The 14054-nt window shown below is 63.8% G+C and carries 9 protein-coding genes and 1 pseudogene; 6 read left to right on the forward strand and 4 right to left on the reverse strand.

The genetic code is table 11. The features are described from left to right. The first annotated feature begins 160 nt into the window (after positions 1 to 160). On the forward strand, positions 161 to 1801 hold the full coding sequence (locus BLV18_RS07985; protein WP_090357568.1) for a methyl-accepting chemotaxis protein: 1641 nt from the start codon (positions 161 to 163) through the stop codon (positions 1799 to 1801). Positions 1802 to 1935: 134 nt separating this feature from the next. Continuing rightward, positions 1936 to 4020, forward strand: coding sequence for a TonB-dependent siderophore receptor (locus BLV18_RS07990; RefSeq protein WP_425272646.1), 2085 nt, complete (start codon positions 1936 to 1938; stop codon positions 4018 to 4020). A 21-nt stretch (positions 4021 to 4041) separates the two neighbouring features. Here the strand turns inward: BLV18_RS07990 and BLV18_RS07995 are convergent, their stop codons facing one another. From BLV18_RS07995 to BLV18_RS08010, 4 genes are all read right to left on the reverse strand, one after another. Beyond that, a complete protein-coding gene (locus tag BLV18_RS07995; protein ID WP_090357573.1) occupies positions 4042 to 5283 on the reverse strand; it encodes an arsenic transporter in 1242 nt (413 codons plus the stop codon). Beyond that, on the reverse strand, positions 5265 to 6515 hold the full coding sequence (locus BLV18_RS08000; protein WP_090357575.1) for an MFS transporter: 1251 nt from the start codon (positions 6513 to 6515) through the stop codon (positions 5265 to 5267). The genes BLV18_RS07995 and BLV18_RS08000 overlap by 19 nt, the downstream gene beginning before the upstream one ends. Before the next feature lie 96 nt (positions 6516 to 6611). Beyond that, a complete protein-coding gene (locus tag BLV18_RS08005) occupies positions 6612 to 7736 on the reverse strand; it encodes an MFS transporter (RefSeq protein ID WP_090357578.1) in 1125 nt (374 codons plus the stop codon). After that, complete coding sequence (locus tag BLV18_RS08010) at positions 7733 to 8281, reverse strand: TetR/AcrR family transcriptional regulator (protein WP_090357580.1); 549 nt, start codon at positions 8279 to 8281, stop codon at positions 7733 to 7735. The genes BLV18_RS08005 and BLV18_RS08010 overlap by 4 nt, the downstream gene beginning before the upstream one ends. Before the next feature lie 208 nt (positions 8282 to 8489). Here BLV18_RS08010 and BLV18_RS22745 point away from each other — a divergent pair. From BLV18_RS22745 to BLV18_RS08025, 4 genes and pseudogenes are all read left to right on the forward strand, one after another. After that, positions 8490 to 8999 (forward strand): annotated as a pseudogene (locus BLV18_RS22745) (MCP four helix bundle domain-containing protein); the annotation flags it as partial. A gap of 423 nt (positions 9000 to 9422) precedes the next feature. Beyond that, a complete protein-coding gene (locus tag BLV18_RS22750; protein WP_425272647.1) occupies positions 9423 to 10130 on the forward strand; it encodes a methyl-accepting chemotaxis protein in 708 nt (235 codons plus the stop codon). A 130-nt stretch (positions 10131 to 10260) separates the two neighbouring features. Then, a complete protein-coding gene (locus BLV18_RS08020; RefSeq protein ID WP_090357586.1) occupies positions 10261 to 12072 on the forward strand; it encodes a putative bifunctional diguanylate cyclase/phosphodiesterase in 1812 nt (603 codons plus the stop codon). Positions 12073 to 12112: 40 nt separating this feature from the next. Next, positions 12113 to 13972: an ABC transporter ATP-binding protein gene (locus tag BLV18_RS08025; protein ID WP_090357589.1), complete on the forward strand. Its 1860-nt coding sequence runs from the start codon at positions 12113 to 12115 to the stop codon at positions 13970 to 13972. Positions 13973 to 14054: the final 82 nt, after the last annotated feature.

Consider the following 14054-nt stretch of genomic DNA (forward strand, 5'->3'; position numbering starts at 1 on the left):
ATTTGGTCGCCGTAAACCTGGCCGGGTGTGTGCGATGGGCTAAGCGACGAACGTCATTCAAGCTTCGAGGGTGCGCGCCGATAGACCGCTCATAACGCCCATGACCTTATGCAAGGCGCCTACTCCGCGGCGCTTTCGGTCGAACTGACAGGATTTTCGTATGACGTGGCTGCGCGATGCAAAGTTATCCACCAAAATGCTCGTAGCCTTCGGGCTGTGCGCCTTCATCACGCTGGCCGTGGGCGTGCTAGGCGCACGCGGGATCAGTCAGCTGTCAGACAGCCTGAAAAACGTGTTTGCCAACAACCTTGTGTCTGTCTCCAAAACAGCCGAAGCCAAGAGCAAGGCGATTGCGCAACTCAAGGATCTCTACGCTCTGATAGCCGCCCACGCGGAAAATGACTCGCAGAGCGTCAAGGACACCATCCGCCAGGCCATGACCACCAATCAGGCGGACAGCGAGAAGGCCTTCGCGATCTATCGCAAGACGCCGCTGGCGGACGACGAGCGTGCCGCTGGCGACCAGATGGAACGCGACTGGCCGATCTATCAGGCGCAGATCCAGAAAGTGCTGACCGTTCTCGATTCCGGTAACGTCCAGGGAGCGCGCGCGCTCATGTCCGGCGAGATCCAGCAGGCCTATCGTACGGTCATGGACGAGTTGACCATCATGGTCGAGTCGAACAACCGGCAGATCGCCGAAGGCGCACGCGACGCCGAAGAGCAGGAACAGGCGGCAATCACCGTGCTGTACATCGGCATCGCCTTGGCCTTTCTGGCTGCCCTGGCACTGGGGCTGTTCATCAGCCGCTTGATCAGCCGGCCCATCGCCACGGCAGTGGCCAGCGCCCAGTTGATCGCCAAGGGTGACCTGACCCACAGCATCGGCAGCGCGGCGCGCGACGAGACCGGGCAGTTGCTCACGGCGCTGGGCGAGATGCAGGAAGGCCTCAAGGCGACCATTCACCAGATCGCTGACGCGTCGAATCAGCTCGCTTCGGCTGCGGAAGAACTGAATGCGGTCACCGAAGACGGCAGTCGCGGGCTGCTGCGCCAGAACGACGAGATTCAGCAGGCGGCCACGGCCGTGACCGAGATGACTTCGGCGGTGGAAGAAGTTGCACGCAATGCCATTTCCACCTCCGAAGCTTCGAAGACCGCCAGCAGCCAGGCCACAGACGGTCTTGTGCAGGCGCGCAATGCCGTGGATGCGGTGAACAACGCCACGGTCGAGATCCAGTCGTCGACCACCATCGTCGAAGACCTGGCGGTGCAGGTGCGCGATATCGGCAAGGTGCTCGATGTGATCCGCGGGATCGCCGAGCAGACCAACCTGTTGGCCCTCAACGCGGCCATCGAAGCGGCCCGTGCCGGCGAGCAGGGACGCGGTTTTGCCGTGGTTGCCGACGAAGTCCGGGCCCTGGCTGCACGGACCCAGTCTTCGACGGGCGAGATCGAAAGCATGATCGGGGCGGTACGTTCGCGTGCGGATCAGGCGGTGGCGGCCATGGGCAAGAGTCAGGGGCTGGTGGGCGATACCCAAGTGCTGGCCAAGGCCACCGGCGAGGCGTTGCAATCCATCGCCACCGGGATCGCGCAGATCAATGACCGCAACCTAGTGATCGCCAGCGCCTGCGAAGAGCAGGCCAATGTGGCCCGTGAAGTGGACCGCAACCTGATCAACATTCAGGATCTGTCCACGCAGACCGCGGCCGGTGCCCATCAGACCAGCGCATCGACCCAGGATCTGTCGCGCCTGGCCACCTCGTTCAACGATCTGGTGAGCCGCTTCCGTCTGTAAAATGTTCGAAATGGTTCAACGGGCTCGGCAAATGATCACGGCAACCCGTACAATACAGATGGGACGCATTCGCGTCTTTCATCCAGTACGGAGTTACATGCGTGGTCAAGTCGTTGAATCGGGCCCCTTCGTGGGTGCTGTTGTGCTCAGTCCTGCCTGGCCTCGCCATCGCAGCCACAGAGTTGCCTTCCAGTGTCATCCAGGCCACCGGCGAAGCTGACGGCGCCGACAGCTACACCCAGGCCCGTGGGGAAACGGCGAGCAAGAGCGCCACGCAGAATCGCGACGAAGCGCAAACCGTCAATGCGGTCACCGCCAGGACGCTGGACGACTACCAGGTCAAGGATCTCAACGACGCCATGCGCTTCGTCAGCGGCGTCACCCAGACCAACACCCTGGGCGGCACCAAGGATGCGCTGATCAAGCGCGGCTTTGGCAGCAACGACGACAACTCCATCCTGCGCGACGGTATCCGCTCGGCCATCGGCCGCAACCTGGGCGCGACCACCGATCATGTCGAGGTGCTCAAGGGCCCGGCGTCGCTGATGTATGGCGCACTGGAACCGGGCGGGGTCATCAACGTCGTCAGCAAGCAGCCCCAGTTCACCCGCAGCACGACCCTCAGCGCCTCGGGCTTCAGCGAGGGCGGCGGTTCGCTGTCGATGGACACCACCGGCCCGCTGGGTGACACCGACCTGGCCTACCGACTGGTGGCCGAGCGCAGTCATGAGGATTACTGGCGCAATTACGGAACCGACGAACATACGCTGATCGCGCCGTCGATCACCTGGGTCGGCGAACGCGCCAGTGCTTCGCTGGCCTACACCTACAACGACTATGCCAGTCCCTTCGATCGCGGCACCGTGTTCGTCGGCGGCCGACCGGCCGACATCAGCTACCGTGACCGCCTCGACGAGCACTGGGCCAAGACGGTCGGCATCAGCCAGAGCACCACCGCCAAGTTCGAGTACCAGTTGAGCGATGCCTGGCGCAGCCGCCTGACCTACGGCTGGACCGAGGACCGTTACAGCCTCGCCATCGCCCAACCCAATACCCTCAACGGCAATACGCTGCGACGCATCGCCAACGGCGGCCATTACGACTACGAAAGCCGCTATACCGCGCTGGATCTGATCGGCGATCAGCAGCTGTTCGGCCAGCGCCATGAAATCGTGGTGGGCCTGGACAACGAGTCGCTGGACAAATACCGCGGCAAGACCTACCGCAACGCCAACACCGCCGCCGGCAACATCGACATCCGCAACCCCGTTTATGGCCGTCTGGCCGAACCGACCACGGTCAGTGCGGCGCAGAGCAATGCCGAGAACAATCTGGTCACCACCTCGCTGTACTTCAAGGACAACTGGCACTTGAACGACCGCTGGATCCTGGTGTTCGGTGGCCGTCAGGCCCATTGGGACCAGTACAGCGACCAGGGTCTGGGCCGCTCGTACGCACCCGGTGCGGACTCCAATGGCGATGAATTCATTCCGTTCGGCGGGATCGTCTATCAGCCCAGTGACACAGTGGCGCTGTATGCCAACTACAGCCGCTCTTTCGTGCCCAACGACGCCGACGACGCGGGTAACAGCTTCAAGCCGACCGAGGGTCGCAGCTATGAGGCGGGGATCAAGTACACCCCGACCGCGGCGCTGAACGTGAACCTGGCGGTCTATGACATCGAGAAGAAGAACCTGGTCAACAGCGTGCTGCAGAGCAATGGCGACAGCCTCGACGAAGCCGTCGGCAAAGCCCGCTCACGGGGTATCGAGCTGGATGTGACCGGCGAGATCGCGCAGAACTGGAGCATGATCGGCACCTACGCCTACAGCCATACCGAAGTGCTGAAGAACGCCGAGGCGCCCGAGCAGGAGGGCAATCGTCTGCCCAATGCACCGATGCACACGGCCAGCCTGTACCTGACCCACCATCTGGCCTTGCCGGCACAGACCGGTCAATGGCATGTGGGCGCTGGTGCGCGCTACGTGGGCGAGCGGGCGGGAGACAACGCCAACAGCTTCTGGATGGACAGCTACACCCTGGCAGACGCTTTCGTGCGATGGGATCTGCCGACTCAGGGCTACGAGACGCGTCTGCAGTTGAACATCGATAACCTGTTCAACAAGGAGTACTACCCGGCCACTACCGGCAGCAGCACCCTGCAGGTGGAAGAGGGTGCGCTGCGCACGGCGCGGCTGACGGCCAGCGTGAAGTTCTGAAGGACGCCTTTCAGGTAGCCCTCACAGCAACCACAACGCGGCGATGAGGGCCGGGGGCATGACCACGGCGCCCAGCTTGAGAAAGGCCCAGGCGCTGATCTGCACCCCTTCGCGGCGTATCGCGATCAACCACAGCAAGGTCGCCAGGGAGCCGGTGACCGACAGGTTGGGGCCCAGGTCCACGCCGACCACCAGCGCGCCGGTGACATTGGGCGGCAGATGGCCCAGCTCGTTGATGGATCCGCTGAGCAGGCCGACCGGCAGGTTGTTGCCGATATTGCAGGCTATGGCGACCAGTATTCCAGCCCACCAATGAGCCTGTTCCGGCGCCTGCTTCGCCGCCTGCTCCAGCCAACTGGCCAAGTGTGCGGTCACGCCGGTCTGGCCGATGCCCTCCACCAGCACGAACAGTCCGGCCACCAATGGCAGCACGCCCCAGGCCACGCCCTTGCAGACCGGCCAGGGATTGCTGCGCTGGTACAGGTGCACCAGCGCAAGGGTGGCGAAGGCCGCCAGGAAGGTCGGCAAGCCCAGGGCTTCGTCCAGCGCCGATACGGTCAGCAGTACCACGGCCGTGACGCCCAGCCCGGCGGCTGTAAGCCGTGCGCCCATACTCAGGTGGGGCAGTTCTTCGATCAGTTCCAGGCGCTGCTGCAAATGCCGCCGCTGGGTCAGGCGCAGGACCAGGTAGGTCATGCCGATGGCCGCCAGCGACGGCAGGCTGAACATGGCCAGCCACGCCAGCAACGGTGGCATGTGCTCGCCGAATATCACCAGGTTGGCCGGGTTGGAAATCGGCAGCACGAAACTGGCAGCATTGGCGATGAACGCACAGACGAACAGATACGGCAGCGGGTTGACCTTGGCTGCCCGTGTGGCTGCATACACCGCTGGCGTCAGCACCACGGCCGTGGCGTCGTTGGACAGAAAGATGGTCACCAGCGTGCCCACCGCGAACACCAGATCGAACAGACGCTGCGCGCTGCCACGGGCCTGGCGGGCGGCAACGGTCGCCAGCCAGTCGAACAATCCCTCGCGCCTGGCCAGTTCGGCCAGCAGCATCATGCCCACCAAGAATAGATAGACATCGGTGCCCTTGAGCACTGCGGCCAGAGCCGCCGACCAGGCGATCAGGCCAGCGGCAACCAGCCCGATCGCTGCCGCCAGTGCCCAGACGTATTCGGGAATCCGCAGGGGGCGGGTGATGATGCCCAAGGTGGCGAGGAGGCTGATGCCCCAGATGATCAGACTGGCGTGGGGCAAGGTACGGCTTCCTCTTCGGTGTCGCGGCGCAGGGTTTCCGGCATGGCGGTGAGCAGCAGGAGGAAGGCCGCGCCGGCGACCCCGGCCAGGGTGAGGAAGGCTGCGCTGTAACCGGCTACCTGCACGACGAAACCGGCCAGACCGTTACTCAGTGCGGCACCCAGGCCGAATGCGGTGGTCAGCGCGCCCAGGCTGACATTGAAGCGCCCGGTGCCGTGGGTGAGGTCTTTTACGACCAGTGGAAACAGTGCGCCGAACAGGCCGGCACCGATGCCGTCGAGCAATTGCACGCCGACCAGCCAGTAAGGGTCATTGGAAAACGTATAGAGCACGCCGCGAATCGGCAGAATCAGGAAACCTGCCAGCAGCAACGGCTTGCGGCCCCATTGATCGGCCCGCGCACCCACCAGCAGGGCGGCAGGGACCATCACCAGTTGCGCGGCGACGATGCAGGCCGAGGTCAGCGGCGTGGCCATGCTCAGGTCGATCTGTGAAAGCTTCTGACTGACCAGCGGCAGCATGGCCGCATTGGCCAGGTGGAACAGCGCACAACTGACCGCGAATACCAGCAGCGCGCGGTTGCCGAGCAGCACTTTGAAACCTGAGGGTTGATCGTGTCCGTCCTGGTGATGTGCTTCCAGCCCGCGCGCGACGTCGTGATCGATGGCGTCCGCTTTCACGCAGCTCACCGCCACCACGCTGGCCAGCGCCATGGCGGCCATGAGATAGAACACCGCGACCGGCCCGAACAGGTAGGCAAAACCACCCGCGAGCAAGGCCGCGAAAGCGTTGCCGGCATGGTTGAAGGTTTCGTTGCGCCCGGTACGGCGGGTGAACGCCTTCGGGCCGGTGATGCCCAGGGAAATGGCGGCGATGGCCGGTGCAAACACCGAGCCTGCGATGGCGCCCAGTGCCTGGGTGGCGGCGACCAGGCCGAACGAGGTGATGAACGGCAGGACCACGCAGCTGGCAGTGACCAGCAGGGCGGCGGCCACGACCACCGCGCGCTTGCGTCGGGTCCTGTCGATCAGCGCGCCCGCCGGTGTCTGGGTCAGCAGCGCCGCCAGCCCCGCCAGGGTCATCACCAGGCCGATGCTGCCAGGATCCCATTTGTGCACGGCCAGCAGGTAGATCGCCAGATACGGCCCGAGCCCGTCACGGACATCGGCCAGGAAGAAATTCAGGCCGTCGAGAGACAGCGCGTTACGCCGCGAGGGGGCAGATGTGGCCAAGGCAGTGGTCTCGGATGAGGGCAGGCAGGTACAGAACTGAGTGGGCGAAACGGGCGTAAGTTCCAGATGCAGCGGCGCGAGCGCGTGAAGATTTTTCTAGCCGACTCGAGGCCTCAGAAAGATCGCCACCACGGCCGGTAGGGCGAAGGCAAAAAGGGCGCCTGTGACCCCGACGGCATCCAGGGTTGCACCGAACAGCGGTGCTCCGGTTGTCTGCCCCAGCGCCAGGCACAGGAACGCGAATCCCAGGCCCAGGTCCGGTCGATCCGGGAGCAGGGCGATGCCCTGGATCAGGTAGGTGCCCGAAGACATGATATAGGCAGCCCCGAATACGCCCATCGCCACGAAGCCGAAGACCAGGCTGTATCCGCTGGCCGCCAGGGTCAGGATCGCCGCAACGATACCCAGCAGCGAAAAGGCGTGGACCCGTGCCGTACCGAAACGCTCGATCAGTACACCGGTGGCCGCGCCGCTGACACCGGCAGTCCCCAGAGTGATCCACGCCCAGGCGATGCCGGTGTCGCTCAGGCCAAAGGTACCGCGAATGTCGGCGCCGAACGTCCAGATGGCGGTGCTCGACAGGCCCATGGCGAAGGCGCTGGCGCAGAGCACTGCCAGCCCGGGGCGATGAAGGATCTTCAGCGAGAAGCCCGCAGTGGTTTCGCTGCTCCGCGCCTTCCGCAGGGCGAACCACAGCCACAGCGTGACTGCGGCGCCGATCAGGGCGAACAGGGCATACAGCTCACGCCATGCGCTCACCGTCATGGCCGCTGCCGCGCCCGAGAAGACGATGCCAGCGGCCGTGCCGGCGTTGATCGCGGCATTCGCTCTCGCCCGGCCTTCATCGGCGAAGTGCGCGGCGACCGCGCTCGCCAGCGGTGGAGACGTCAAGCCGGTGCTCAGCCCCGCCAATGCAACGCCTGCACCCATCATCCAGGCCGACGAGGCGACCACGATGCACGCCATGCCAGCCGTGGCGGTCAGGCCGGCGAAGGCGGCGAGGGTGCGTGGGGTGAAGCTCGCACTGCAGACGAAGGTCAGGACGATACCGACGCAGTAAGCGGCAAAGGCACCGCTGCCGATCCAGCCAGCGGCGGTCGCTTCCAGCGCCAGCTCCGCGCGGATCTGCGGCAGCAACAGACCATAGGCGAAGCGCGCCAGCCCATATGAAAGCGCGGTGAGGGCGAAAGCGGCCGCGACCAGATTGAGGCCGCGCTTCATGACCGAGCGGCTTTGGCACACGCCATCAGGGTTAGCGCCGCCTGTTTGGCCGCTTCGATCACTGCCGTGCCTGCTACCGTGGCGGCGGCCGTGGCCCCCTCGAACAGCAGCCAGACCTGCAAGGCCAGCGCGGCCTCTTCACAGCCGAGATCGGTGTGCACGCGCGCGGCAATCTCGGCATGGAACTGCGCTTTCTGCTGCTGCACCAAGGCGACGATGGCCTCGTTGGCCTGGGCGTATTCGCTGCGCGCGCGCAGCAGCATGCACCCGCTGGCGCCCCGGACGTTCACCCAATGCGCCAGCGTATCGAACAGGGATGCGATCGCCCCGCCGTCTGCACGCTCGCTGGCCAGTTGGGCCATGAATTGCCGATGGCGGTCTTCAAGCACGGCCATCACCAGACCGTCACGGGAGCCGAAGTGCTTGTAGAGGGTTCGCGTCGAAGCGCCGGAGGGCGCGAGGACCTGATCGATGCCAACGCCACGCAGGCCTTGGGTTTCGAAGGTACGGGTGGCACTGGCGAGAATTTCGGTTCGTTTGTCCATGAATCGAGTGTAAAGCGATCGTTTTACCTGTCAAGCGCGTGATACAGTTGCAGGCTTCATAAGTTTGATAGCATTTCGCTATTATTTTTCCGTGAAATTGCAATTGGTTTCCGGATCGGTGGCGCCGTAAAGTCCGCCACGTCGGCGTGATCGCAGTTCAGCATCGCGCACCTATTGAGTCCTTGCCTGGACTACTGCCGAGCCTCCCATGAAAAGACCCTTGTCCCTGGCCACGCGCATAGCCCTGAGCTTCGCAGCCATTCTCGCCTTGCTGATCATGATCACTGCCATCGGCATTCAACGGGTCGCCTTCATCGACTCGACATTGAGTGACGTCAGCGAAAACGCCGCCAAGATCCAGCGCTACGCCATCAATTTCCGCGGCAGTGTGCACAACCGGGCCATCGCGATTCGTGATGCGGTGCTGGTGGACAACGACCGTGACCTGGAAAAACACCTGGCGGAAGTGGCCACTCTGGAAAAGGCTTACATCGATTCGGCCGCACCGATGGATCAGCTCTACGACAAGGCCTCCGTGACGCCCCAGGAGCGCGAGTTGTTGGGTGCGATCAAGAGCATCGAGCGCCAGACGCTGGACTCCAGCCGCACCCTGATCGACCTGCGCCGCTCCGGTGATATCCAGGGCGCGCAGGCCTTGCTGCTGCGTCAGACCTCGGCCGACTACAGCGAATGGCTCAAACGCATCAATGCGCTGATCGATTACGAGGAGGCCTCGATCAAGTCCAAGCTAGGCGCAGTGCAGGCCACAGCCAGTCAGTTCAGCACGCTGATGCTGGTGGCGACCGGCATCGCGCTGTTGCTGAGCATCGTGCTGTCGATCGTGATCATTCGCTTCGTCAAGTCGACGCTGGGCGCCGAGCCGGCCGAGGTCGCCCTGGCGATCGAGCAACTGGCGGCGGGCAACCTCAACCAGACCATCGTCACCCAACACCCCGGCAGCGTCATGGGCGTGTTGAAGACCGCGCTGGGCCACTTGGCCGAGACCATCGAGCAGGTGCGCACTGCAGCGCGGGAGGTCAATCACTCCTCTGCACAGCTGTCCGCCACCTCGACGTCCAACGACGCGCACATCCGCCTGCAGACCCGCGAGGCAGAGCAGGTGGCCACGGCCATCACCCAGATGGCCGCGACCGTGAGTGAAGTGTCCGGCTACGCCGCCCAGGCGGCGGATGCGTCACGGCTGGCGGATGTCGAAGTGGAAAGCGGCAACCGGCTGGTGGCCAGCACCACCCAGGCCATCGAGCAACTGGCGGCGACCTTGGAACAGACCACCGACACCGTCGACCAGGTCTCGCGCCACAGCGAAAAGATCGAGTCGGTCATCGATGTGATCAATTCGATCGCCGCGCAGACCAACCTGCTGGCCCTCAATGCCGCGATCGAAGCCGCTCGCGCCGGCGAGCATGGCCGTGGCTTCGCGGTGGTCGCCGACGAAGTGCGTTCGCTGGCCAACCGCACCCAGCAGTCCACCGAAGAAATCCGCGAGATGATCAGCACCTTGCAGTCGGGCACCGAAGCCGCCGCGCAGACCATGCGCAGCAGCTGTGAACTGGTCGGGCAGACCGTCACCCAGACCCGCAGTGCCCAGGACGCCCTGGCCAAGATCAGCGAGCAGGTGGGCGCGATCAACCTGATGAACGCGCAGATCGCCAGTGCTTCGCTGCAACAGAGCGCGGTGGCCGACGATGTTTCGCAGAACATCACACGGATCCACGGCTCGACGGTGCAGTCGGCCACCGGCTCGCAACAGGTCGCCACCGCCAGTACCGAGCTGGCACGTCTGGCCGATCGACTGTCGCAGAAGGTGGCGTTCTTCGGCGCGGTCTAGGCGGACGAAGGGCAGTGGAACGGTTTGCGCAAAGCCGTATACAGTTTGGGGAAAGGCTGCCGATACATCGTATGCAGCCTCGTTTCGAGTGATTCCCCTTGCGACTGACCATCGGGCAACGACCACAGTGATGACCCATTTCGCTCCAACTTTGCCAGACAACGAGCGTGAGCGCGTTCGGCGTGTTGCCGACCTGTGCTACCGCGACGCGGTCGACGACGAGGTGCTGGACCGGATCGTTGCCCTGGCCGTGGAGGTGTTCGACACGCCGATCGCGCTCATCTCCATTCTCGAAGAACAGCAGCAATGGTTTCGTGCGAAGGTCGGCATCAGCGCAACTTCCACGTCGCGAGACGTATCGTTCTGCGGCCACACCATTCTGGTCGATGACTTCTTCGAAATTCCGGACACCCACCTCGATCCACGCTTCCAGCACAACGAACTGGTCACCGGCGCACCGGGCATTCGCTATTACGCCGGCGTTCCGTTGCTGACCCACGACGGTCTCGCCTTGGGCAGCCTGTGCGTCATCGACCAGAAACCGCGCCCGCCGATGTCGGCTGCTCAGCTGGCCAGCCTGCATCATCTGTCTCAGATGGTAGTGCTGCGGCTGCACGACCTGCGTGCCGCGTCGTTCATCGACCGGCCCACGCGCCTGATGAACCGCATCCGCCTGGAAGAAGACATTCATCGCCACCTCAGCCAGCGCGAAGAGCCGCTGCTGATCGCGGTGGATTTCCTCTCGCCCGGCTTCGTCAACGATATCGTCAAGGCACTGGGCTATTCGTTTTCCCAGCACCTGGTCAGTGAAATCAGCCGCCGGGTGGCCAGCCTGATCGGGCCTGAGTGCGTGCTCTATCGAATCGGCCTCACGCGCTTCGCGTTCATCAAGCCGCGGGACGAGTGCCTGTCGACCTTGTACGAAAAGTTTTCCACGGCCTTCGCCCTGCCGGTCGAGCACGACGGCATCCCCATTCGCGCCCAGATCGGCATGGGCGCGCTGGAACTCGACCGCCATACCATCGACGATCGCGACTGGGTCCGCCTGGTGGTCAGCGCTGCCGATTACGCACGCGACCGGGGCATCGGCTGGGCCAGGTACCAGGCCGAACTGGACATCGCCCAGCAGCGTGCCTTCGTGTTGCTCAGTTCCCTGTCCTATGCTCTGGAAGAATCCGAGCAACTGGGACTGGTGTTCCAGCCGCGCATCGATTTTGCCAGTGGACGCTGCTGCGCGGTCGAGGCGTTGCTGCGCTGGACCCATCCGACCCTGGGCCCGGTCGGGCCGGACGAGTTCGTGCCGCTCGCGGAAAAGACCGATCTGATCCGCCTGTTGAGTGTCTGGGTGGTCGAGGCAGCCATCCAGCAGACGCGGCAGTGGCAGGATGCCGGGTATGACTTCAAGGTGGCGATCAACGTCAGCCCCTGTGACCTCGAGGGGCCGGCCTTCACCGACCGGCTGATCCAGGCACTCATACGCCATGGTGTCGAGGCCACGACGCTGGAGATCGAGTTCACCGAGGGCGCGCTGATCAAAAATCCCGCGGAATGCCGTAATCAGCTGACGCGTCTGCGGGCCTTGGGTGTCGAGATTTCCATCGATGACTTCGGCACCGGGTACAGCAACTGGACCTACCTGCGCGAATTGCCGGCCACCTCGGTGAAGCTGGACCGTTCGCTGATCAAGGACATCCAGAACGAGGAGCGGGATCGACGCCTGGTCATCACGCTCATCGACCTGGCCCAGCGCCTGGGCTACAAGGTCGTGGCCGAAGGTATCGAAAACCAGGCCAACTTCGACGCGGTGAAAAGCTGGGGTTGCGATGAGGGGCAGGGGTACTTCATCGCCATGCCGATGCCCGCCGAAGAGCTGGTCACGTGGATCCAGAATCAGGCCATTGTTGGCAAAGCCGTCCATTGCGACCCACCAAGCGTTCATTAAGTGGCAGAATCTGCGCCACTTGATTCCAATGGAGACCCCCATGCTTCGTGCATTCGAACGCAGGCTCGACCCTTTTCCACCTGACGAAGTGCCACCACCGCCAACCGGTCTGGCGCGCTTTCTATGGGCCTGCACCCGCGGTGCTCGGGGCTACATCATCGCCTTCGCCGTCCTCAGCGCCGCCGTGTCGATCTACGAAGCCTGGCTGTTTTCCTTCCTGGGCCAGGTCGTCGACCTGCTCACCACCTGGCAGCAGGGCGGCGAGGCTGCCGCCCAGGAAAGCCGGGTGCTGTGGGGCATGGGGCTGGTCATGGTCGGCAGCATCGCCTTGGTCGCGCTACGTACCATGGTTCAGCACCAGATTCTGGCGATCAACCTGCCGCTCAGGCTGCGCTGGGACTTTCACCGGTTGATGCTGCGGCAAAGCCTGTCGTTCTTCTCCGACGAGTTTTCCGGACGGGTCACCACCAAGGTGATGCAGACGGCATTGGCCGTGCGCGACGTGCTGTTCACCCTGATCGAGATCCTGCCCGGCATCGGCGTGTATTTCATCGCGATCATCGCGCTGGCCGGCGGCTTCGCGCCCAAGCTCATGCTGCCGTTCGTGGCCTGGCTCATTCTGTTCGGCCTGGCGATGTGGTACTTCGTGCCACGCCTGGGCAAGGTCGGCCAGGAGCAGGCCCATGCGCGTTCGTCGATGACCGGACGCATCTCCGATGCCTACACCAACATCGCCACGGTCAAGCTGTTTTCCCATTCCAATCGCGAGGCGCATTTCGCCCGCGCGGCCATGGAAGACTTCAAGAACACCGGCTTTCGCCAGATGCGTCTGGTCAGCCAGTTCGAGATCGTCAACCAGGCGCTGGTGGTCGGTCTGCTCATGGCAGCCGGTGGCTATGCCCTGTGGCTCTGGCACCTGGGCGAGATCGGCACCGGCGCCGTGGCGGCGATCACGGCCATGGCCCTGCGCATCAACGGCATGTCGCACTGGATCATGTGGCAGATGACCTCGCTGTTCGAAAACATCGGCACCCTGCAGGATGGCATGGGCACCCTGACCCGGGGCGCCAAGGTGCAGGACGCGGCCAATGCCGGCGAACTCAGCACCACAGGCGGTGCAGTGACGTTCGACAACGTCAGTTTCAACTACAACGGGGAACGCCAGGTGCTCGACGGTCTGAGCCTGAATATCCGCGCGGGCGAGAAGATCGGCCTGGTAGGGCGTTCGGGGGCGGGCAAGTCGACGCTGATCAACCTGCTGCTGCGCTTCTACGATGTCGACAGCGGCGAGATCCGCATCGATGGGCAGAACATCGCCCACGTGACCCAGGACAGCCTGCGCAGCGCCATCGGCATGGTCACTCAGGACACCTCGCTGCTGCACCGTTCCATTCGCGACAACATCGCCTATGGCCGTCCCGATGCGACCGACGAGCAAGTGCGCAGCGCCGCGGCGAGCGCTCAGGCCGACGAATTCATCAGCCAATTGAGCGACCGTCAGGGCCACAGTGGCTACGACACCCTGGTGGGCGAACGCGGCATCAAGCTCTCCGGTGGCCAGCGCCAGCGCGTGGCGATCGCGCGGGTGATGCTCAAGAATGCGCCCATCCTGTTGCTTGACGAAGCCACCAGCGCGCTGGATTCGGAAGTCGAAGTGGCGATCCAGGAAAGCCTGGACCACATGATGCAGGGCAAGACCGTGATCGCCATCGCGCATCGCCTGTCGACCATCGCGGCCATGGATCGCCTTATCGTCATGGATCAAGGGCGGATTCTGGAGCAGGGCACCCACGCCGAATTGCTGGCCAAAAACGGCATCTATGCCCGGTTGTGGCAGCACCAGAGCGGTGGTTTCCTGGGTGAGGATCAACTGGTGCCCGACGGCGTGAACCAGGGCTGAGTGGCAACGGATGTTCACCGGCCGGTGACCCGCGGCTGGTAATTGCCGGGGGTATGCCTCTAGTCTTGGTGCAAATTCCAAG

The organism is Pseudomonas coleopterorum (assembly GCF_900105555.1).
Classification (GTDB): Bacteria; Pseudomonadota; Gammaproteobacteria; order Pseudomonadales; family Pseudomonadaceae; genus Aquipseudomonas; species Aquipseudomonas coleopterorum.